The following is a 20088-nucleotide window of genomic DNA, read 5'->3' on the forward strand; positions in this document are numbered from 1 at the left end:
CAACAGTGCCGAGGGTGCGGGCGCGGGCGCGGGCTAGGCGCTTATCTCCAGGCAAGCGGACTGAACAGGGACGATATAGCTACCCAAGTCACATACGCAGTATCCACGATTGGAGTTCCGCATGACTACCAGCGAATCCGAGTCGGGACAGCAGCTGCCTCTCGTTGTCAACGTCTACATCAAACGAGAGGGATACACTCCACCGAAAGTCGAAAAGTCAAGCATTGAGGCACCGCGAGCGCCGCTTTGCGCCTGTGACTGTGGGAGCAACGCCGGCAGCGGCAGCGGTAGAGGGTGACCATGAGTAACGACGATGTTTTGACGTGAAGAGTCTTTGCCTCGCGTGACAAAAGCGAGGTTTGGGACGCCTTCACAAGGCGGGCCTTAATCTGATTGGGCAGGAGAGGCGCATATGGATCTGCTGAATCGCGTAGTAGTGCCATCCAGATTGTCACTCATCTACCGGTCAGGAGAATGTCTAGGGTATAACCCGACTCTCAACACCTGGCATCGACTCAACGATGAATGCTCTGAGGTTCTCCGTTGGCTACGATCCGGGCGAGAGCGAAATCTTTTGCTTTCTCACCTGCAGCGTAGATTTGAGCTTGACGAGATGAGAGCTTCGAGCATCCTCGGAGCCACTCTTGAGTGGTGCGTGTTGAGGCATCTCCTGTATCTGGACAAGGAACCAGCCGCGCCAGATCTCAGATTTCCTGCCAAACCGTTGGGGGCCGTCTATTGGATTTGCACGCAGGCGTGCAATCTTCGGTGCACGTACTGCTATCAGGAGGCGATGTTGGCTCGACCGCAGGAGCTGACAACCGAGGAGGCCCTTAATCTCGTCGAGCAAGTCGTGGAGGCTGAAGCTCGGACATTTATTTTCACTGGAGGTGAGCCATTTTCGCGGCGTGATTTGCTCACTGTGGCGCGACACTCAAAGGAGCGCGGACTGCGCACCAATGTGATCACCAATGGGCACTATGTCACGCCAAAGAATGTGGATTCGGTGGCAGAGATTTTTGATCTAGTGACAATTAGTCTGGATCACGGAAAGCCGCATCACCATGATCGGAACCGTGGAGAGGGCTCTTGGCGTCGGGCTGTATCCGCCATTGAGTTGCTACTCAAGGCGGGCGTTAGCGTCGACGTCAACTCGGTATTGTCTCGATTTGGCCTAGGTGACTTGGAAGAACTTTTTAGATTCGTCGGGTCGAAGAAAATCGGACAACACAGGGTAGTGCCGCAATTCCCCATGGGTCGAGGTGCCACTGCCCGAGGGGAAGAGCTGACCTCTCAGGAGATCGTTGAACTCCCGGATCGCCTACATATCGCACACACAAAGGCATCCGCTCAAGGGAATAACTCAGTCCACGCCGAGGGCGACTACAGCAGCAAAGGGCGGTTGCGGTCCCATTGTGGAGCTGGGCTGACCGAGGTGTCGGTCGATCCTGAGGGCTGGGTCTACCCATGCAAGCTGCTACAGTATCCAGAATTCCGGACACAAAATATTCGCCAGGCTCGCCTACGCGAGATTTACGCAAGCCATCCCAAGCTAAGCGGAATTAGGGATAAGGTAGCTAAGTCGCTTCATCCGTGCAAGACTTGCATTATTCGGGATAGCTGCGGCGGCGGATGTCGTGGAATCCACTTTTCCTTTACTCGTGACTACAATAACGCGCATCCGCTATTTTGCGCGCTCCTGCGAAGGCAATTTGAGGTAGCTGCATGGAGGGCCAGCGGAGATGGGAGTGTTCCGCCTCCAGGTCTGGCCGGTTCTGATCCTGGCATTCCGGAGAATGCGTTCGTCCCACTTGCTGCAGTTACGGCCTCACATGAAGGATAGCTGATGAAAATTGAACATCATCCGCATGTGGTTTGGGACGAAGTCGACGGTCGAATGGTTCTCTGTCGTCTTGACACTGCAGAGTTCTTTGAGTTGAATCATGCTGGCGCAATCGTGTGGCGTTCGTGCGGACAGGGCTTTGACGCAATTTACTCTGCACTCCAGCATGCTTTCCCAGAGGTTAGTCCTGGACGCCTCCTGGCGGACGGTAAGGCATGTATCACCTCCCTCGTCGATGCGGGACTTCTGCATCGGGGTGAGGATGGAAATTCAGTGGCAACGAGGTGATGATCATGTCTGTGTCGATCAACAAGGCTTGCATCTCCTGCGGCGCCTGCATTTGGGAGTGCCCAAACAGTGCGATCGCGCCGGGAGATCCTCGCCCCACTGTGCACACTGAACGATGCACAGAATGTTATGGCTTCTTCGGTGAAAGTCAGTGCATGGTTGTGTGTCCTGCTGAAGCAATTGTTGTCGCTGAGGAACCGGTGGCACTTTTGCGTCAGCGGTTCCAGACCCTTCACCCTGGACGTCATGCCCAGAACACTTGGATCTGGCAAAGTTCCCCGCCCGTTGTGGAATAAACGGCCTCGGTCAGCTGTGAAACTGGGAGCGTTCGCCGAGCGGTGAGACATTCCCTGGCTGCGGCTTGGCCCACGACAGGCGACGATGCCGCCGTTTGGCTGCGGACGGGGTGGCGGGGCCGTCCGCGTGGAACGAAGACATGAGCGCGGGCGGGGAACACCGGGGACCAAGGCAGAGGCAGACAATGCCCCAAGGCCACTCCGTCGCAGGTCAGGAGCGCCACTAGCCTCGGAGCCCCCAAGAGCTGCCCAGGCTGAGAGCTCCCGCCCTCGCTGAGGCCGCCTGCTGCTGGGTACCGTCGTGCTTGTGTGTCCGGTGCGCGTTGGGTTGGTCACCCGAAGCTCGCACTGGTTGATCGCGCGCGACTAGGGGAGCTGGTACGGGCATGGCGGTTGACGCTGCTCGATCGGAAGAGAGGTTCACGTCAGCCAGGGCTACGCGGGTGATGAGTGCCGCGTGCCGGGCTGCGGGGCTCGATGACAGAGGCGCTGAGCTGATCCGGCTGGGAGAGAACGCGCTGTTCCGTCTGGCCACGGCGCCGGTGATCGTTCGAGTGGCTCGGGGCGAACCGTGGTTGCCGAAGGCTCGTGTCGAGGTTGCTGTTGCCAGGTGGCTGGCTGCAGAGGGGTTTCCGGCGTCTCGACTCGTTGACGGCCTCGAACAGCCCTTCCTGATCGACGGCCACCCGGTGACCTTCTGGCGTCTCATCGTGGAGGGCGACCGTAAGGCTACGTACGGCGAACTCGGCGGCATCCTAAGGGACCTGCACTCCATGCCTGTGCCCGCGGGCCTTGAGTTGCCTGCGTTTGACCCCTTCGACAAGCAAGAGCTGCGGATCAGTAAGGCGCCGATCCCAGACGATGACCGGGTCTTCCTCCGCAAGCGATGGCAGGAGCTGCGCGGTCAGTTCGAGGAGTTGAGGTTCGAGACTCCGAGGGGGCCGGTGCACGGTGATGCCCACGTGCAGAACCTCATGGTGAACGATCGGGACGAGGTGATCCTGATCGACTTCGAGGCCTTCTGTTTCGACCACCCGGAGTGGGACCTGATGGTCACGGCGGTCGAGCATCACAGCCTTGGGTGGCAGACCGATGAGCAGTACGCGGACTTTGTGCGGGCGTACGGGCGGGACCTGTACGACTGGCACGGATATGACACGCTCCGGCGGCTGCAAGAATTCGGTATGACGACGTGGCTCATGCAGAACGTGCAGGAGGACCAGGAGACAGCGGCCGAGTACCGCCGGCGCATCGCTGGCTTGCGCAACGACGATGCGCCGCGGGATTGGCGTCCCTGGTAGCTGCTACTCGTCCTCGTCGTCCAGGCGGGCGAGTGCTTCGCTCACCTGCTCGTTGAAGGCGACGACGGCCGGGTGCGCGGCGTGTGCGCTGACCTCGGCCTGGAAGTCGGTGACGTAGCGCTGGAAGCGTGCGGACTGGAGGGTATCGCCGCCGTTCACGGCAAGGCTCGCGGTGCTGACGGCGGCTTCCAGTTCGCCGTTCAGTAGCTGGCTCTGGGCGAGCACCATGCGGCAGAAGCCCAATGTACGGACGTACTGCGGATCGGTGCTGTCGACGGCGCGCTGTGCGTGCTCGACGGCTTCCCGACACATCTTCAGGTCCCGGAAGCAGTGGCAGAGCTCGCCCAAGAGTTCCGCGTCATCGAAGTAGCTCAGCCATGCCGGGTCGTCGGCGCTGTCGGCTCGCACGAAGTGCCGTTCCGCTTGGTTCATCGCCTCGGCCGCTCCGGCCCGGTCGCCGGCGTTGGAGAGCGCGCGGGCCTCCATCGCCCAGTAGTTGGCCATAGCTCGTGGGGTGGCTCGGCCTTTGGCGCCCTCAATGGCTGCGCGGGCAAGCTGGATGGCTTGTGTGGGCTCGCCCAAGTAGTTGGCCTGGTGACTGAGGTTGCCCAGGACGCGCGCCCCGAACATCCGGTCATCGATGACCTTGGACAGCCTTAGTGTGGACGTGAGGTAGCGGTGGGCAAGCCGGTGGCTACCGACGTCGTATGCGGTCCACGCGAGTAACTGGGAGACCTCGGCGGCGGCTCCGTAGAGCGCTGTGCCTACCTTCTCGCTGTAGCTGGCGCTCAGCAGGGGGAGGACCTCGTGACGGAAGTAGTGGCGTAATGCCTTGTGGCCGTGGCCTCCGCCGTACTTGAAGTCGAGCTGCATGAACATGGAAGCGGCGTCCCGGATCGCGCGTACGTCGCGCATGCCGACTCGTTGATGTGCGGGCCTGTCGGCCTGGATGCCGTCGGGCCGGTCGATCATCCATGACAGGACGGCTGAGCTCAGGTCGGCTTCCGCAATGATCAGTCGGTCTGAGGCCGGCGTGTCAGCGTGCTCCTGGGCAAGGCCATCGAGCGCCGCCAGAACGTCGGGGACCGTACGCGGGTAGCCGATCGGCTCGTGGGCAGTCGGCCGAGTGTGGTCGAAGAAACCGAGATCGCCCGGTGCGACGCGCCGGCCAAGCTTGGCACTGAGAACGTCGGCCATGATCGCTGCCGTCTCCGGCTTGATGCCGACACCGTCTCGCCAGCGCTGCACAGCGATGTGTGTCGTTCCGAGTCTGATGCCTCGCTGGGCGGCAGCGTCCTTCATCCGCTTGGCCAGCCCCTTGTTGGAGACCTTCGCTTCGTCCATGACCGCGATCAACTGAGTGTTCGGTTCTCGGCTCATGCTCCCCTGCCAACCCGAGAATTACGGCGAGTGTTCATCGTGTCACAGCAGTGTCGCACTGGGGGTTCATTGGTGAACCCCCTTGGCATTTGCCGGTGTTCACGTGAACCCCCCGATGAACGCTTCCGGCCAAGCCTGCCCCGCCGTTCACTGGTCACCACAGTTCGGCGAGCCAAGGGGCTCGCCAGTGCACGGGAGGGAACGCGGTGGAAGCGCGGCAGAGCAAACACACAGCGAACGCCCCGACGGTGGGTGCTCCGCACCGCTCGTGGCACGACCCCTCTAGCGGCCTCCGGGCGCTGACGGTCTACGCAGAGGACCCGGACTGCGTGAAGGCTGCGCGGGACATGGTCGATTCCTACCTCAGGACCTGGAGCCTGGGGTACGTGGTCGATGACGCGAAGCTCGTCGTATCGGAACTGGTCGGCAACGTCGTCCACCACGCCGTACCGGATGAACGTCTGTCGATGCCCGGTGCGAAGAGGCGCATCGACGTGTGGCTGATCAACTGGACGGGGCTGCTGGGGATCGGTGTCTTCGACGAGGACTCGAATCCTCCTGACCTCCCGGCGGGTGAGTTTCTCTCGCCGGATCTGGCGGGCGACTTCGTCGAAGCACTCGTACCGGATCGGGGACGCGGTCTGATGATCGTTCAGCGCCTGGCCGATGCGGTGTGGTGGTCGCCAGGGCTCAAGGGCGTCGGCAAGTCAGTGTGGTGCCGGTTTGACCTTGAGCGCGTTTGGGCCGACTGGTTCGAGTCGTCGACCTGATAGACGCCGGGTCGCCACCCCTGCTCTGCTCCCTCGCGATCGGGGGCGGGGTGGCGGCCCGGTCACTGGCCGGAGCCTGACCACTCTGGCCGAAGGGGCGCGGTCTCTCGGACGGCCCGGGGGCTCCCCTCCCGAGCGAGGGTCCGCGCTTCACATCCCCATATAGGCCGGGCCACCCCGTCAGCCCTGGAAAGCGAAGGGTGGCCCGGCTGGGAACACGGCGGTTCCCGGTGCCTGATGGTACCGGGGCCGCCGTGCTGCGTTTTAGCCCTGGTGCAAGGAAGTTGATGATCCGTTACCTAGATCAGGGCAGAGGTGGCAAGGTGACTGGCTCGGGTGAGGGCTGGCTGAACGACGGTCTCGATCTGCCGGGGGCGGACTCCGGTCTCTGGGTGTCCGGGGTGGACTACGTCTCCCGTTGGCGTGAGGCGCGTGAGGCTGCCGACCGGCTGAACCGCGCACTCCTGGGCGCGGGCTTGGAGCTGTCCTCCGTGCGGGCTGTCGCGTCCACGAACGAGGACGGGCGCGGGGTGGTGCGGCTGACGGGCTGGCCGGCCGTCGTGGACCGGCTCGCTGAGCTCCTGGAGGCACGCGCGGACAGCGATGGCGGTGCAGCATGAGGGGTGCTTTCGCTGGTGAAGTCTGCGGGAGGTCGGCGACTCCCCTGCTCGATGCCTCAGCCACAGACAGTCAGCCACGACGATGCCGTGCGGCGAACGAGCTGGCACGCGTGTGTCTCGCTCAGCCATCCACCGGCAGCAACCACGCTTCCGTGTTCTTGATCGTCGGGGCCGGTACCGCCCGAGACCCGGCACCGTTGGTTGGTCGACGCCTCGACTCCTTTGGCGTGCTGCGGGCGGGGGCGTCGGCCGACCGGACGGGACCGGCGTCCACGCCGCACGCCCGGCCGGGGCGGCAGGGCGCCCCGGCGCGCCGCAGGCGCGCCCTTGAGGAAGTGAAGGCGGTTTCGACCGATCGTTGTCTGCGCTCAGGCGCGGGGGTGTCGTGCGGGCTGCTTGTCGGCGGTGATCCGGTAGGCGAGTTCGGCCCGGTCGGCGCCGAAACGCAGTTCTTCGAGGATCAGCGGGCGGTCGTCGGTGCCGTGCGCGACGCGGTAGACGTGCAGGATCGGTGTGGCGTCCGGGAGCTGGAGCGTGGTGCGCTCGTCGGGCAGGGGCATGCGTGCTCGTACGGTCTCGGCCCAGGTGAGCTTGTGCCCGGCCTGGGTGAGCACCCAATAGAGGGCGGCCGATGGCTTGCACGGCTCCTGGCCGAGCAGGGGAACGGCCTCGGCAACCTCGAACGGGATCAAGGTGCGATGCATGGCGCGCGTCCCGGTGCTGGGGTCGGTGAGCAGTCGATCACAGCCGAACAGGGCTTCCTCGGCTTCGAGTTGGAGGAGCCGACCAGTGTCGTTCGTTGTGCGGGTGCGGTAGGTGCTCGGCTCCTCGGCCTCCTGCCAGATGTCGCCGCTGGGCATCACGAACTTGCCGTCGCTGGTGCGGCTGACGCCTCGTTCCACGGTGAGGACGGGCTGACCGCTGGAGCGGACAAAGCTGCCCTTGCCGTGGCGGACGTCGATGAGCCCTTCAGCCCGCAGTGCTGCAATGGCGTTGCGGACGGTCGGCCGGGACACCCCGTAGCGGACCATGAGCTGGGCCTCGGACGGCAACAGGGAGTCGGGCGCGAACTCGCCGGACAAGATCGCCTCACGGATCGCGGCGGCTACCTGCTGGTAGAGGGCTCCGGGGCGCTGGATCTCCGACATTCGGTCATCTCCGGGTGAAGTCATAGGCACGTCGCACGCGCGACATCACTCGTCAGCATAAGTAGTTGCACACTCGCCGTACAGAGCTCCATAGTCATCGCTCGTAAGGACAAGTGACGTCAGGATGTCACTGGCGTCCCGACTGGCCAAGGAGGCCAACGAAATGCAGTCCATTCCCGTGGACACAACGCGACTGGGCGTACTGCGGTGCGCCATCGCGCCGGAAGCGAAGATCAGCAACCACGAAACACAGGAGGTGAAGAGGGACCGGGACGGCAACCCGGTCTGGACCGTGGCCGTCACTGTGCGGCAGGACGGCCGGCGAATCTCCGTCATCGAGATCGCCGTGAGTGGTCAGCCCAAGGGCATAGAGGAAGGGCAGATTCTCAAGGTCACCGGCCTGACGGCGTTCATGTGGTCGATGGGGGACCGGCACGGCGTCAGCTTCCGTGCCGACGCGATCACGCCTGTGACCGGTCCGGCGCATGCCAAGGGCGGTGACGCCTGATGGGACCGCTCCTGCTCGCCCTCGGCTTGGCTGTGTTGGCGTGGGTGCTCGTCGTCGGTGACCTGGTCCGCCGGCGTCGCCCCGTCTGGCACTGGTACCTGATCGGCTACCCGGCCACCGCCTGCCGGGTCGTGTTCACCTGGCGCAAGGTCGCGGTGCTCAATGATCTCGCCGTGTCCAAGCGTCCGCCGCGCGGGCTGCTCGGTGACCTAGTCGTCAAGGGTGACCCGCTGCGGCCGGTGGCCCCGCGGATCGCCTTCCCGCGCGCCACTCGCATGGGCCTGACGGTGCTGGTTCGGCTCCATGCCGGACAGACCCCGGCGACCTTCCTGAAGGCTGCTGACGCGTTCGTGCACGCGTGGAAGGTTCACGCCGTCCGGGTCACCTCGCCCGAACGCGGGCTCGTCCTGCTGACGGCGACGGCCACGGATCCGCTTCAGCGGCCCGGCTTAGCCTCTGCTCCGACGGAGTTGCTGTCGGCGCTCATCGGGGTCCTAGAGAGTGGCGGCGCCTGGGTGATGAACCTGCGGCTCGTGCCCCACTGGCTCATCGTCGGTGCCACCCGCTCGGGTAAGTCCACGCTGCTGGCCCGGCTGATCACCCAGCTCGCCCCTCAGCCGGTCGCCCTGATCGGCATCGACTGCAAGGGCGGCATGGAACTGGGCCTGTTCGCCGACCGGCTCAGCGCGCTGGCCACCTGCCGACGCGAAGCGGTCGCCGTGCTCTCCGCGCTGGTGGTCGACCTGCAGGACAGGATGAGCGCCTGCCGGTCGGCCGGGGTCCGCTCCATCTGGGAACTGCCGGACAAGTTCCGGCCGGTGCCGGTCGTGGTGATCGTGGACGAGATCGCCGAACTGTACCTGTCGGACGGCACCCGTGAGAGCAAGGCGGAAGCCGAACAGTGCTCCACCCTCCTGCTCCGCATCGGGCAGCTCGGGGCCGCGCTCGGCCTGCACCTGGTCGTCGCCGGCCAACGCGTCGGCTCCGACCTCGGCGCCGGCGTCACCGCGCTGCGAGCTCAGCTCGGCGGCCGGATCTGCCACCGCGTCAACGACCCCGGCACAGCCGAAATGACCCTGGGCGACCTGAACAAAGACGCAGTAGCGGTCGCCCAGTCGATCACGGCAGAAGAACGCGGCGTGGCCGTCTGCACCGGCCCCGACGGCGGCTGGAGCCGCGCCCGCTCCCACCTCACCCCGACCGAGGAAGCCGTCTCCACGGCCCGGAAGTACGCCGCGACGGCCCCCGATCTGCCCGCCCTGAACCGCTCCCTTGAGGGTCTGGAAGGAGACGACAAGTGATCAGCGACGGTACCGCGTTCACGTTCTCGGTGATCTTCGGGATCATCACCGTCCTCCTCGTCCGCTCCCGCGATGTCAAAGCCTGGGAAGCGGTCTGTGTCGGCCTCTTCGGCCTCTACCTCGGTCAGACCCCGGTGGTCTTCACCATCCACGGTCTCGTGACCTGGCTCATCAGCGGCTTCGCCCACCACTGACCCGAAGGGACACACAGCCATGCCCATGCCTCGCGTGAGGTGCCCCCACTGCAAGGGCGACGGAGCCCGCAGGACCTGGACCGGGCGCTCGCGCCGGTGCCGCGTCTGCCGGGGCACCGGAACCATTCGCTGACCACCAACCCGCCCCCGACACGGAGGTGATCCCCATGACCCACGCGGCACCACCAGCCGTCCATGCCCCTGCCGCCTCGGCGGCCCACCCCGGAAGGTCACCACCATCACCCCGGACTTCACTCCGGCTGACCGGCGCGCCGCCCTCGACCGCGCGGCGCGTCTGTGTCAGCTCCCCGAAGTAGACCGCGACGCAATCCGCCTTGCACAAGACCCGAAGTTCCCTCGCCTGCTGCAGCAGATCACCACTACCGGCGGCTGCTCCCACCCCGTCCACCTCTCCGGCTCCACCACCACAGTGGACGGCGCAAACGGCGAGATCCTCTACCACTACGACACCCGGAATGAGCCCGGCGAACGCCTCCTCGTCCGCTGTCGCAACCGCCGCGCAACCATCTGCCCGGCCTGCTCCCGCCTCCACGCCGGAGATACCTACCACCTCGTCCGCGCCGGCCTCCTCGGCGGCAAGAACGTCCCCGATGCCGTCCGCCATCGCCCCCGGCTGTTTGTCACCCTCACCGCTCCGTCGTTCGGCCCCGTGCACCGATCATCGGAGCTGTGCCGTCCCCGTCGTGATGGCGGCACCTGCGAACACGGCCGTCCCCTTGGTTGCGGCCTCGTCCACACGCCTAACGCACCGAGTGTCGGCCAACCGCTCTGCCCCGACTGCTACGACTACACCGCCCATGTCCTGTGGCACGCACACGCCTCCAAGCTGTGGGACCGCTTCGTCATTGACGTCCGGCGGCGCCTCGCATCGTCAGTCGGCCTGGTGCAGTCCCACTTCGCCCGGCACGCCCGGCTGTCCTTCGCCCGCGTCGCCGAGTACCAAAAGCGGGCTGCCGTCCACGTGCATGCTGTCGTCCGCCTCGACGGCCCGACCGGCCCCGGAGACGAACCCCCGGCCTGGGGCACAGCCGAACTCCTCATCGACGTCGTACGCGCCTCCGCCCGGCGGGTCCTGGTCCGCACGCCTTACAGCCTCGCCGTGGGCGAGTTGAACCTACGCTGGGGCGCCCAGACCGACGCCCGGCCCCTCCGGACCGATGGTGACGGCCCTGACGATGACGCGGTCGCCGCGTACATCGCCAAGTACGTCACCAAGGGCGCGAGCGACACAGGCGCCGGCACTGACTACCCGCTCTCGACCTGGGGCGACGTCGAGTCGGCGCCCGTGAGCGAACACGCCCGTGCACTCATGCGGACTTGCTGGCGCCTGGGCGGCCTTCCCGAGTACGCGCCTCTCCGCCTACGCGCCTGGGTCCACACCCTCGGCTACCGGGGCCACATCCTCACCAAATCCCGCGCCTACTCCACCACGTACGCAGCACTCCGCGCTGAACGCGCCCAGTACCAGGGTCACACCGACCTACCCGACGCGCTCACTGAACGGCACTGGCGCTACGTCGGCTCAGGCCACACACCCGGCGCTGCACTCATCGCCGCCGGCATCGCCGAAGACCTTGCCGAGTCTCGACGGCTCGGCCTGGAGGGGCGGCATGAGGGGGAGTGGTGCCGATAGCTGCTCCGACCGAACGTGAACATCGTCCGCCTCGGTGCTCGCCGCTGGCTAGGACCGACGACGGCAGACCCGTGACTCTGATCGAGAGCGAGATCGTGATCGTTGACGAAGACGGCGCAGAAGAGCCGTTCGACCCCGCGTCGTGGTTCTCGTGAAACGAGAAGCCGCCTCCCGGTATGCATTGGGGAGGCGGCTGCGCTCATCTGCCTGGGCTCAGTCAGAAGACTTCAGCGAAGTCGTCTTCTTTGAGTATCAGGCGGTCTCGTACGTCCTTGGGGATCATGAGCTTCATATGGATGTGCGGTGCGCGTACCCCCTTCACCTTGGACCGCTTGATCTTGCACTTAACGCCTACCCGGAGGAGGTCGGCAGCCATGGCTTCCATGCCGCCTTCCTCCCACCGTTCCCGGAACGACTTGCCGTTGTGCACGGCTACCCATCGGTTCTGAGTGGTCTCAGGGTCGATGGCCTCCAACTGCTTGATGAGGTCGTCCAGCGTCTTCTCAGCCTGCTCCTTGGTGAACCGTGTCTTCGTGAATCGTCCTCCTGGCTCAAGGCCAGTCATGTAGTAGCTGATGGACTGTTCGAGACGCTGCTGTTCCTTACGGGCCTCGGCTCCCTGCCGGTACTCGCGTGTCATCACCGGCTCGTCTCCGAGAACCTTCAGGACGTCGTCCACGAGCTTCCTGTAGATGTCCTCCGGGTGAGGTGCGCCCTGTCCGCCGCTCTTGCATTCGTAGCACCGCAGGTAGGCGTACGACCTGCCGTTGTAGCCGGTCTTGTGCACCCTCATGTTGGTGCCGCAGTCATCGCAGATGAGGACTCGGAGGAACTTCGTGGCCCCATCGGGCTTGCGCGGAGGCTGGTCCCGCCGGCGTTGATCCAATGCCCTCTGAAGACTGTTGAACTCATCCTCGGTGAAGATCGGGTCCGCTACGCGAATGGGCTTCGCATCGCTGCCCAGCACGATCTTCGAGCGGCGTACTCCTCCGTTCTTGTCCTCTTCTACCCGGTATCCCATGAGAGCCGGATTCCTGAGCCGACGGATCAGAGTCGACGTGGTCAGGCCCGGCCCGCAGAGGCCGGCACGTACGAGAACCTTGACCATGCGCCGGACGGATGCGGGCTTCGCTCTCACGGCGGCGTTGCGGCACCAATGAAGTGCCCTGTACGCCTCCTGGTCGATGACAAGGACGGCCTTCCCATTCTCGTTCTGTGCCGTCTCATAACCGTACGTGGGTTTGCCTACGAGCCAGTCACTCTGGGTCTTGGTGTAGTCCCAGAGGCTCGCCACGCGCGTGCTCGTGTTGGCTGCCTCAATCTCGGCGATACCGCCGATGATCGTGACCATGATCTTCCCTGCCGTGGTGGTCAGGTCGATCGAGTCGTTCTTGGAGACCAGATTCTTCCCGTACTTCAGGCACCAATCGATCATGGTGCTGAGGTCGGTGAGGCGTCGTACGAAGCGGTCCAGCTTCCAGAAGAGCAGTACGTCAAACTCCGGCGCCCGGTTGTTGAGCCAGTCGCCGAGCTCCTTGCGCTTCCACGGCGGGACCTTGGTCGCAGACACGTTCAGGTCGCTGGCGACGCCGACGACGCGGTAGCCGCGTTCCCTGGCCAGCATGCGCAGATCGAGTTCTTGCCGGACTGGCGACGTCGTGTCCTCGGTGAGGACTGACAAGCGGACAGACAGCAGGGCCCGCGGGGCGTCGTCTGGTAACCGGGCCTCTGCCTTCTTGAGCTCCTCTAAGAGGGCCAGGTCCGCCGGCGTCCACTCGGCCTCAACGGCGTACTGCTTCTGCTCCGCTGCGGTTTGTGTTCTGGTTCGTCTCCCCATGCCAGCCAACGTAGCGCAGATTTAACGGAGTTGGTGTCTGCCCGCAGATGGACACCCACATCCAGATCGGCCCGACGGGCAGGAAGCTGCTGCCTCTGACGGTCAAGAACGCGGGTCCGACGCCGGCTGCGAGTGGTCACACGCACTGACGTGGGGGAGGCAATCGATCGGGTGATGGAGGCGCTGGCGGGGATGAGCGAGGACGAGGTTACCGCTGCGGTGTCGGCGGTCGTCGCTTCGCCTCCTCGCCCGTCGGCACGGTCGGCGTTCTCCCGGACGCCACTGCCGGGCCCTGGAAGTTCATCGCACATCGTCTCCGAGGTGGAGTGGGTCTGAGGCCCGAATTGCCTGTGCGTGCCTGTATGACTCCGCGAGCCCCCTTTCCTGACTGGGAAGGGGGCTCGTTGGCGTTCGGCGGCATGTGAGCCCATGGGCTTTGCGGCTGTGGACTGCCTCACGGTGTTGAGTTACGACTTTCTGTACATCATCAAGCACCCGTCGTCGCTTCGCTCCTCCGGGCGGGCACACAGTGCATGAGGTCAGAACCCGTCGTGGCTGGGGCGGTCGGCTCCACGACTTTAGCCAGCCACTTTGGCGCGAGCCTCCAAGATCATGGCCCCACATCGGGCACTAACGGGCAGGTCCACAAGCCTGCCCGATCCGCAGGCCAGCGTAAGGGGCCATGATCACTCACGCCAAAGCAGCTCCCGGCCAAAGTCGCTACGCCGACCGCTCGTGTACCTGCTGGAGCGAAGGAGCGGTTGTCAGAGCCCGCCTGGAACACCTCGCGCGGGCAGTGGCGGGCAGCCTGGCTCCCTTGGGCTCCGGTCCAACTCACTGGTAGTTGCGAAAATCAGTAACCGTGATCACTGTGGTCCCGGTCGCGGCGGTGGTCGCGGTCACGGTCCCCATGGTCCCCATGGCCGCCGTGGTCACGATCCAGGGCGGGTCGTCGTCGTACAGGACGCCACGGCGGCGCTGCGTCTGCTGACGCGCGTACAGGACGCGGTTGTCGAGGTCGAGGGCCGACCAGAGGAGACCGACGATCTCTCGCCCGCGTAGCCCCATGGCGATGGCCAGCACGAAGGCCGCGTAGAGCAGGTCCTTCCTGACGACGGCGAGGAAGTCGAGCGTCTCGTCCAGTGTCCAGGGCTTGACAGCCCTCGTCGCCAATTCGGGCTGCCCGCGACGTACGGTGGAGGTACCGAGGGCATCGCGTATTCCGGCCGCCGCGCCGGGTCGTCCTTGGCGAGAGACGAATCCCGGGCCGCCCCAGCGGTCGGCGCGGAGACGGGTCGGCATCATGTCCACCGCGGTCGAAGCGACTCTACGCAAGCTCGTCATGGCTGCGCGCGTACCGCGTACCCGTACCGGCCTGCGCCCCTGCCGGGGGGAGGCGTGATGGTCCTTTCCCGGCTGGACATCCACCGGCGGAACCGAGGGGAGGGGGCACTCGTCACGCTCGCCGGTGAGATCGGACCGGCCACCGCGCCGCTGCTGCGGGCCGCACTGGAGCAGTGTCTGCGCGACGGCGTCACTGTCATCGACATCGACCTGACCACGGTCGGCTCCTGCGATGCCAGGGGCCTGGACGTCTTGCTGTCGGCGTCACGGCGCGCCGGCCGGGTGCACGCCTCCCTGCAGCTGCACCACCCGTGCACACAGATCACCCGGCTCCTCTCAGTGACCGGATCCACCCCCCTGCTCCTCGCCGGCCCCACGGATCCCGTGCCACCCGCCCTGCCCCCTGACCCCCTGGAAACGGCCTCCTCGGGGCCGTCGGTCGAGGAGAGGCGGACGTTTGCGCACCCCGCTCGTGGGCCGGTCCCCAAGGACGGGATCCGCCTGCGCCGGCTGACCCGTTGGCAGACCGAGGGGATGAGGGAGGACATCGCGGACCTGGCCATGGCGTCCGTCGCGGGCACCCCCGGCGAGGCGTTCCACGACCGCGGAGACTTCGTGCGCCGCCTGGCGGTCAGTGCCCACCGTCCCGGCTTCGCACTGTTGGTCGCCGAGACGACGGTGCTGGTCGGTTGCGCCTTCGGATTTCCGTTGGGCCCTGACGGCCCCGGCCGCAGAGGGTTCGACCGAACGCTGCAGGAGAGTATCCAACGGCTCACCGCCTGCGCACGATTCGTTGTACTCACTCAGGTCGTGGCCCATCCGCACGCTCAGCGCCGCGACATCGCCCGCCGGCTGCAACAGCGTCTGCTCGCCGACCGGCGCGCCGCTCTGGGAGTCGCGCTGCTCCATCCGGCCGACCAGGCCGGACAAGTCGCCTTCGAGTCCTGGGACTGGCAGAACATGGGAGAGATCGTCGGGCTGCCCGGTCCGGTCGCCCCCTGTCTGCTGATCCTTCCTCTGGAAGGGCCGTCCCCAGCAGGCCGGTGATGTCGAGCGTCTCCCGCGGACATCCGTCGTGTCAGGCGACAGCGGCTGCGCCGTCCCGGCCGGTACAGCCGCCTGGCTCGGCACCTCGCACCGCCCTCCATTGCCGGGAGTACGCTGACTTTACCGAGAGCTTTTCAGGCGCACGCTCACAGCGGCGCCGTTCCCGGCGCGTGAGAGATGCGGGCTGCCGCAAGCCGCCCGGGACGGAAGCGCATGATGGATGCCATCACAAGGCCCGCCGAAGGTACGTCACCAGGTGACGCACAGACCTACCGGATGCCTTTGCCCCGGCTGAGCCTCACACCGGACGTCAGCCACGGCCCGCTGGACGGAGCGTGGTGGCCGCGCTGCGAGACGCTGGAACTGGAGTTGCCCGCGCTGGTCGGCTCATTGGACCCGGGTGTCGGCAGCGTCATCCGCGTCACCGTGGACACCGCGTCCTGGCCCGATGCCCCGCAGACGGTGACGGCGCCGGGTTATGTGATCGAGGTGGTCCGGACGGATCTCGCCGCCGAGGCGCATGCCATCACTCTGGACTGCGGCACGGTGGGGCGCTGGGAGCTGCTGGTGATCCCGCCCGACGAGCCGGCCGGAGCGGCCAGCTGGCTGCTGACCGCCGCCGCCGACCCCGAGAACCCGCTGTCGGCGCCGCGCATCCTGGCACTCGCCGAGAACGGCCTCGACGGAGAAGCCACATGGGAGTCGGAAGGAGGCCCCGGACTCAGGTGAGGGCTCGACGCCGTCGGGCCCATGTGACCGGCCGGCCGCTCCGGTCGCCGACATCCCTCGGTGGAGCGATGGCACGAGCGATCTCTTCGTCGTCCCACCCCGCCGCAACCGCTACGTGCGGATCATGGCGGGGGAGATGGTGATGCACGGACGGCGTGCGGACCGCTCCGAGAGCTTCGGGGAAGCGCTGCTGGGCGCGGTTCTCGATCGCGCGCACGAGCTACCGCCCCACCTGATCGGGCCGCTGGTCGCCAACGTGGTGGAGCGCTTGGGGGGCCGCCGTCCGCAGGTGCTGCTGCAGGACTACGGCCAGCTGCTGCTCATACCCCTGCCCGGCGAGGGCCTCACGGACGGGGAGCCGCAGGCGATCGACGCCTCCGAGGCGGGCCGCTGCTTTCTCGACGCGGTCCCCGTCGAGCTGCCCGAGGAGGACGGCGTCCGGGTCCATCTGCCGTTGCTGGACGGCGGCGATCAGGTGGGGGTCATGGCAGTGACGCTGGACAGCGTCGATGACGACGACCGTCGCCTGCTGCTCAGGATCTCCGGCCTGGTGGCCGACCTATTGGTGACCAAGCACGGCTATTCCGACCTGTTCTTCCGTGTCCGACGCGGTGAGGCGATGAGCGTTGCCGCGGAGATCCAGTGGTCCCTGCTGCCGCCGCTGGCGATGATCATGCCTCGGGTCGCCGTGGCCGGGATCCTGGAACCTGCCTACGACGTGGCCGGCGACAGCTTCGACTACGCCCTAAACGGCGACGTCCTCCACGTGGTGATGATCGACGCGATGGGACACGGACTGGACGCAGCCACGATGGCCACCGTGGCCATCGGCGCCTACCGCCACGCCCGCCGCCTCGGTATCGGGCTGTCGGAGATCTACGACTTCATGGACCGCGCCGTTGCGGGGCAGTTCGGTCCCGAGCACTTCGTCACCGCGCAGATGATGCAGCTGGACACGACGACGGGACGGGTGCAGTGGGTCAATGCCGGACACCCACCGCCGATCCTCGTCCGTGGCCACCGCGTCGCGCAGCGCCTGGTCGCCCCGACGACACTCCCTGTCGGCCTGGGTGGTTCGGAGCCACGGATCAGCGAGCTGGGGCTGGAGCGCGGGGACCGCGTCCTCTGCTTCACCGACGGACTGGTCGAGGAGCACAAGACCGGCGGGGAGGAGTTCGGGGAGGACCAGCTGATCGACTGCGTGAACCATCTGGAGCGAACCGGCCGCGGGGTCCGGGCGGTGACGCGCTCCCTGTCCCACACGCTCAAGCGGGCTCGGGGCGGACACACCACGGATGACGCGACGCTGCTCATGGTGGAGTGGCGCGGCTGACCTCGCCACCGTCGTCCGATGCCGTTCCGCCGACCTCGGCCGAGGGCCGGCCCGTCAGTCCGAGGGATCCTGGCCGCTTCCGGTATCGATGAGGATCTGTTCCGCCTGGCTGATGTTGTCTGCCCGAACGGCCTGGGCCATCGCGGCTCGGGCGGCCTCGGGTGTCGCGTTCGGCGGGACCACCAGCAGCGAGAAGAGGTCCTTGTCGCCCCGGGTGATCAGGACGGTGTCGTCACCCACCGGGAAGGAGTCGATGTGCACCACCCGGTCGTCGACGACGATCCGCGTCGGGAGCCCTGCCCAGGCCGCGGTGTCCAGCCCGACGCGCGTCACGGGCCCGAGGTGTCCGATGAGGGCGCTCAACAGTGCGGGCAGCTCGGCACCGATGTCGTGCGACCGCGGCCACCACGCACCGTCGAGGACTCCTTCGCGTGACTCCGTCGTTTCCAGCCGGAGCAGCGCACACCCCGGCCGCACGGCCTCATGGACGCCACTGGGCAGGTGCCGGGGAACAGGGGGTGTATCCGAGCTGGTCATGAGGACCACCCGTCTTCGGGAGTTGGTGCGAAAACGGGAGCCGCCTCGCATCTGCCACGCTACTCCTAGCCCCGACGTCTCCAGAAACGCCCTCTCCCCACCAGCCCCAGGCAGAACGGATCCAACATCATAAGGCCGGGAATCCCCGTGAACACGTGAGAACCACCGAGAGACGTTTTCCCAGGCCCGAGACCCCACTGGCGACGTTTCCGCAGGTCACAACTCCTAAAGCAGGGCTCACTCCACCCGGCGCCTCCGTCGACAGCGACGGCAACGACGGCAGACGCCAGCGGCACTCAACAGCCTGGCACGGTGCCGGCGGCGTGTTGGTAGGCCGCCGGCACCACCATGTGCCCGCATCTTCTAAGCGCCTGTCCAGGCGGCCAGATTGCAGACGACCGTGCCAGGAGCGTGCCAGAACGTGCGGGCGGTCGCGGGCCGCCCCGCACGGGAGCCGTACGCATGCGCGAGGGGCACCACGGGCTCCGGGTGGGATAGCTCCGCGGTGCCCCTCGCGGTGGTGCCGGGTTACTGGTGAGGGTTCAACCGTCGGGGCGGGCAGGACCACCGTGTTGTCCGCGCTGGATAGGCATCGCGTCGATGTTGGCGCAGCCACTGCCCGTGGGCGGCATTGCACTGACGGTCGGCTTGGTAACGCGCCCCCTGAACGCGATCAGACCGGCTCCCCACGCTCCCAAAGCTCCGATGAAGCCGCCACCCAAGGCCCCGATGAGTCCTGCCATCCCCGCGTCCACAGCCGTGCGAGTAACGGACTAGTGGGTGCCCTGTGTGCGCGAAGAACCCTGTCCCCTGCGTGCCCGTTCGAGAGGCATGTCAGGGGAAAGCACGGGGAACATCGGGCAGCGCACCGCACTCGCGCAGGTCAGGGTTCCCCCAGCTCAGCCCGCACCCGCATACGCGATCTTCCGACCTCGTGCTTCGCGAGCCGGTGACTGATCTCCGCAGCTTGACACGAGGCTGGGACCAGCTGCCCGCCTGAGCCGGCGGCGCCGGTTCTGCCTACCCTCGATGGAGGGGGTGACCAACCCGGAAAAGGACCGCCATGGACCTCCAGCTCAAGGACAGGGTCGCCGTCGTCACCGGAGCGAGCAAGGGCATCGGCCTCGCCATCGCCGATGCGTTCGCCCGTGAAAGCGCACACGTCACCGTCGGCAGCCGGAGCATTACTCCCGAGCTCAAAGGGCTCCATGAGAAGTACGGCGTCACCGCAGTCCCGGTCGACTTGTCCACCGCAGACGGACCGGGCGCACTCGTCCGACACGCGGTGGACGAGTACGGCAGGCTCGACGTCCTGGTCAACAGTTTGGGTACCGCGACGCCCCGTCCGAGCTTCCTGGACATCGACGACGCCGAGTGGCAACGGATCTTCGACATGACACTGTTCAGCGCGGTCCGGGCCAGCCGCGCTGCGCTTCCTCACCTGCTGGTCGTGGACGGGGGTTCCATCATCAACATCAGCTCCATCAACGCGCGTCTGCCCTTCCCCATGGTCGTGGACTACTCCGCGGCCAAGGCCGGGCTGAGCAGCCTGACCAAGTCGCTGTCCGAGGAGTTCGCACCGCGAGGCGTCCGGGTCAACGCGATCGCCCCGGGGCCGGTTCGCACTCCCTTCTGGACCGCGCCGGGCGGCTTCGCCGATGCCACGGCAGCCCAGGCCGGCACCACCGCGCTGGAAGCCATCGATGCAGTCGTGCCGCAGAGCATGGGCATCTCCACAGGACGAGTCACCGAAGCTCACGAAGTCGCCGATCTGGCTCTCTTCCTCGCCTCCCCGCTCGCCGGCAACATCACAGGAGCCGAGTTCACCATCGATGGCGGCCAGGTCAAGACATTGTGATCTCTTGCCCCTGCCTGCACACCCGGTTGCTGAGCGCCGGGCGGTGGGGATCGAAAGATGGCGCCGCGAACTGGTCCTACAGGTGTTCGAGCAGACGCGA

At 66.2% G+C, this 20088-nt stretch carries 18 protein-coding genes and 1 pseudogene; 14 read left to right on the forward strand and 5 right to left on the reverse strand.

Features of this window, described 5'->3' with window-relative positions; all coding sequences use genetic code 11:
- Nucleotides 1-613 precede the first annotated feature (613 nt).
- The 4 genes from IO33_RS53965 to IO33_RS0100300 all read left to right on the forward strand — a co-directional run bounded on the left by IO33_RS53965 (nucleotide 614) and on the right by IO33_RS0100300 (nucleotide 3728).
- Nucleotides 614-1843, forward strand: a complete 1230-nt coding sequence (locus tag IO33_RS53965; RefSeq protein ID WP_425347944.1) for a radical SAM protein — start codon at nucleotides 614-616, stop codon at nucleotides 1841-1843.
- A gap of 54 nt (nucleotides 1844-1897) precedes the next feature.
- A complete protein-coding gene (locus tag IO33_RS53970; RefSeq protein WP_425347947.1) occupies nucleotides 1898-2131 on the forward strand; it encodes a PqqD family protein in 234 nt (77 codons plus the stop codon).
- 5 nt (nucleotides 2132-2136) lie between these two features.
- Nucleotides 2137-2427, forward strand: coding sequence for a 4Fe-4S binding protein (locus tag IO33_RS53975; protein ID WP_078963242.1), 291 nt, complete (start codon nucleotides 2137-2139; stop codon nucleotides 2425-2427).
- Nucleotides 2428-2813: 386 nt separating this feature from the next.
- Complete coding sequence (locus IO33_RS0100300; protein WP_031158651.1) at nucleotides 2814-3728, forward strand: aminoglycoside phosphotransferase family protein; 915 nt, start codon at nucleotides 2814-2816, stop codon at nucleotides 3726-3728.
- A 3-nt stretch (nucleotides 3729-3731) separates the two neighbouring features.
- On the opposite strand, the gene IO33_RS0100305 is transcribed toward IO33_RS0100300, so the two are convergent.
- Nucleotides 3732-5108, reverse strand: coding sequence for an NsdA family TPR-like regulatory protein (locus tag IO33_RS0100305; protein ID WP_031158653.1), 1377 nt, complete (start codon nucleotides 5106-5108; stop codon nucleotides 3732-3734).
- Nucleotides 5109-5356: 248 nt separating this feature from the next.
- Between IO33_RS0100305 and IO33_RS0100310 the strand changes: the two genes are divergently transcribed.
- Together IO33_RS0100310 and IO33_RS0100315 are read left to right on the forward strand one after the other, a co-directional pair.
- Nucleotides 5357-5878 (forward strand): ATP-binding protein, encoded by a 522-nt coding sequence (locus IO33_RS0100310; protein ID WP_280921728.1) that lies wholly within the window; start codon nucleotides 5357-5359, stop codon nucleotides 5876-5878.
- A gap of 323 nt (nucleotides 5879-6201) precedes the next feature.
- Nucleotides 6202-6498: a hypothetical protein gene (locus IO33_RS0100315; RefSeq protein ID WP_031158657.1), complete on the forward strand. Its 297-nt coding sequence runs from the start codon at nucleotides 6202-6204 to the stop codon at nucleotides 6496-6498.
- 368 nt (nucleotides 6499-6866) lie between these two features.
- Here the strand turns inward: IO33_RS0100315 and IO33_RS0100320 are convergent, their stop codons facing one another.
- Nucleotides 6867-7646 carry a GntR family transcriptional regulator gene (locus IO33_RS0100320; protein WP_031158659.1) on the reverse strand — a complete coding sequence of 260 codons (780 nt, stop codon included), beginning with the start codon at nucleotides 7644-7646 and terminating at the stop codon, nucleotides 6867-6869.
- 163 nt (nucleotides 7647-7809) lie between these two features.
- On the opposite strand from IO33_RS0100320, the gene IO33_RS0100325 reads away from it, so the two are divergent.
- The 4 genes from IO33_RS0100325 (at nucleotide 7810) to IO33_RS0100340 (ending at nucleotide 11303) form a co-directional block, all read left to right on the forward strand.
- Entirely contained in the window at nucleotides 7810-8154 is a 345-nt protein-coding gene (locus IO33_RS0100325) for an SCO3933 family regulatory protein (RefSeq protein ID WP_031158662.1), read from the forward strand.
- The gene (locus IO33_RS0100330) at nucleotides 8154-9455 is read left to right on the forward strand and encodes an FtsK/SpoIIIE domain-containing protein (RefSeq protein WP_031158664.1); all 1302 of its coding nucleotides are present in this window, start codon (nucleotides 8154-8156) and stop codon (nucleotides 9453-9455) included. Before IO33_RS0100325 ends, IO33_RS0100330 begins: the two co-directional genes overlap by 1 nt.
- Nucleotides 9452-9649 (forward strand): hypothetical protein, encoded by a 198-nt coding sequence (locus IO33_RS0100335; protein ID WP_031158667.1) that lies wholly within the window; start codon nucleotides 9452-9454, stop codon nucleotides 9647-9649. The genes IO33_RS0100330 and IO33_RS0100335 overlap by 4 nt, the downstream gene beginning before the upstream one ends.
- 295 nt (nucleotides 9650-9944) lie before the next feature.
- Complete coding sequence (locus tag IO33_RS0100340; RefSeq protein ID WP_078963225.1) at nucleotides 9945-11303, forward strand: replication initiator; 1359 nt, start codon at nucleotides 9945-9947, stop codon at nucleotides 11301-11303.
- 217 nt (nucleotides 11304-11520) lie between these two features.
- Here IO33_RS0100340 and IO33_RS0100350 read toward each other — a convergent pair whose 3' ends face one another.
- Nucleotides 11521-13140 (reverse strand): recombinase family protein, encoded by a 1620-nt coding sequence (locus IO33_RS0100350; protein WP_051926338.1) that lies wholly within the window; start codon nucleotides 13138-13140, stop codon nucleotides 11521-11523.
- A gap of 945 nt (nucleotides 13141-14085) precedes the next feature.
- Nucleotides 14086-14304: pseudogene (locus IO33_RS46785) on the reverse strand (site-specific integrase); the annotation flags it as partial.
- 237 nt (nucleotides 14305-14541) lie between these two features.
- Here IO33_RS46785 and IO33_RS46790 point away from each other — a divergent pair.
- From IO33_RS46790 to IO33_RS0100375, 3 genes are all read left to right on the forward strand, one after another.
- Nucleotides 14542-15531, forward strand: coding sequence for an STAS domain-containing protein (locus IO33_RS46790; RefSeq protein ID WP_078963226.1), 990 nt, complete (start codon nucleotides 14542-14544; stop codon nucleotides 15529-15531).
- 276 nt (nucleotides 15532-15807) lie between these two features.
- Complete coding sequence (locus tag IO33_RS0100370) at nucleotides 15808-16260, forward strand: DUF5994 family protein (protein WP_031158678.1); 453 nt, start codon at nucleotides 15808-15810, stop codon at nucleotides 16258-16260.
- Nucleotides 16261-16396: 136 nt separating this feature from the next.
- Nucleotides 16397-17593, forward strand: a complete 1197-nt coding sequence (locus tag IO33_RS0100375) for a PP2C family protein-serine/threonine phosphatase (protein ID WP_031158681.1) — start codon at nucleotides 16397-16399, stop codon at nucleotides 17591-17593.
- Nucleotides 17594-17647: 54 nt separating this feature from the next.
- Here the strand turns inward: IO33_RS0100375 and IO33_RS0100380 are convergent, their stop codons facing one another.
- Nucleotides 17648-18130: a DUF5994 family protein gene (locus IO33_RS0100380; protein ID WP_031158684.1), complete on the reverse strand. Its 483-nt coding sequence runs from the start codon at nucleotides 18128-18130 to the stop codon at nucleotides 17648-17650.
- A gap of 1063 nt (nucleotides 18131-19193) precedes the next feature.
- Between IO33_RS0100380 and IO33_RS0100385 the strand changes: the two genes are divergently transcribed.
- Nucleotides 19194-19988: an SDR family NAD(P)-dependent oxidoreductase gene (locus tag IO33_RS0100385; protein WP_031158687.1), complete on the forward strand. Its 795-nt coding sequence runs from the start codon at nucleotides 19194-19196 to the stop codon at nucleotides 19986-19988.
- The last annotated feature ends 100 nt before the right edge of the window (nucleotides 19989-20088 follow it).

Source organism: Streptomyces durhamensis, from assembly GCF_000725475.1.
Classification (GTDB): domain Bacteria; phylum Actinomycetota; class Actinomycetes; order Streptomycetales; family Streptomycetaceae; genus Streptomyces; species Streptomyces filipinensis.

Bases quoted from the DNA above. Each gene is read 5' to 3' on its own strand.
- IO33_RS53975 (WP_078963242.1), top strand. From the start codon at position 2,137: ATGTCTGTGTCGATCAACAAGGCTTGCATCTCCTGCGGCGCCTGCATT.
- IO33_RS53970 (WP_425347947.1), top strand. From the start codon at position 1,898: ATGGTTCTCTGTCGTCTTGACACTGCAGAGTTCTTTGAGTTGAATCAT.
- IO33_RS0100325 (WP_031158662.1), top strand. From the start codon at position 7,810: ATGCAGTCCATTCCCGTGGACACAACGCGACTGGGCGTACTGCGGTGC.
- IO33_RS53965 (WP_425347944.1), top strand. From the start codon at position 614: ATGAGAGCTTCGAGCATCCTCGGAGCCACTCTTGAGTGGTGCGTGTTG.
- IO33_RS0100320 (WP_031158659.1), bottom strand. From the start codon at position 7,646: ATGTCGGAGATCCAGCGCCCCGGAGCCCTCTACCAGCAGGTAGCCGCC.
- IO33_RS0100375 (WP_031158681.1), top strand. From the start codon at position 16,397: ATGGTGATGCACGGACGGCGTGCGGACCGCTCCGAGAGCTTCGGGGAA.
- IO33_RS0100385 (WP_031158687.1), top strand. From the start codon at position 19,194: ATGGACCTCCAGCTCAAGGACAGGGTCGCCGTCGTCACCGGAGCGAGC.
- IO33_RS0100330 (WP_031158664.1), top strand. From the start codon at position 8,154: ATGGGACCGCTCCTGCTCGCCCTCGGCTTGGCTGTGTTGGCGTGGGTG.
- IO33_RS0100380 (WP_031158684.1), bottom strand. From the start codon at position 18,130: ATGACCAGCTCGGATACACCCCCTGTTCCCCGGCACCTGCCCAGTGGC.
- IO33_RS0100305 (WP_031158653.1), bottom strand. From the start codon at position 5,108: ATGAGCCGAGAACCGAACACTCAGTTGATCGCGGTCATGGACGAAGCG.
- IO33_RS0100350 (WP_051926338.1), bottom strand. From the start codon at position 13,140: ATGGGGAGACGAACCAGAACACAAACCGCAGCGGAGCAGAAGCAGTAC.
- IO33_RS0100370 (WP_031158678.1), top strand. From the start codon at position 15,808: ATGCCTTTGCCCCGGCTGAGCCTCACACCGGACGTCAGCCACGGCCCG.
- IO33_RS0100300 (WP_031158651.1), top strand. From the start codon at position 2,814: ATGGCGGTTGACGCTGCTCGATCGGAAGAGAGGTTCACGTCAGCCAGG.
- IO33_RS46790 (WP_078963226.1), top strand. From the start codon at position 14,542: ATGGTCCTTTCCCGGCTGGACATCCACCGGCGGAACCGAGGGGAGGGG.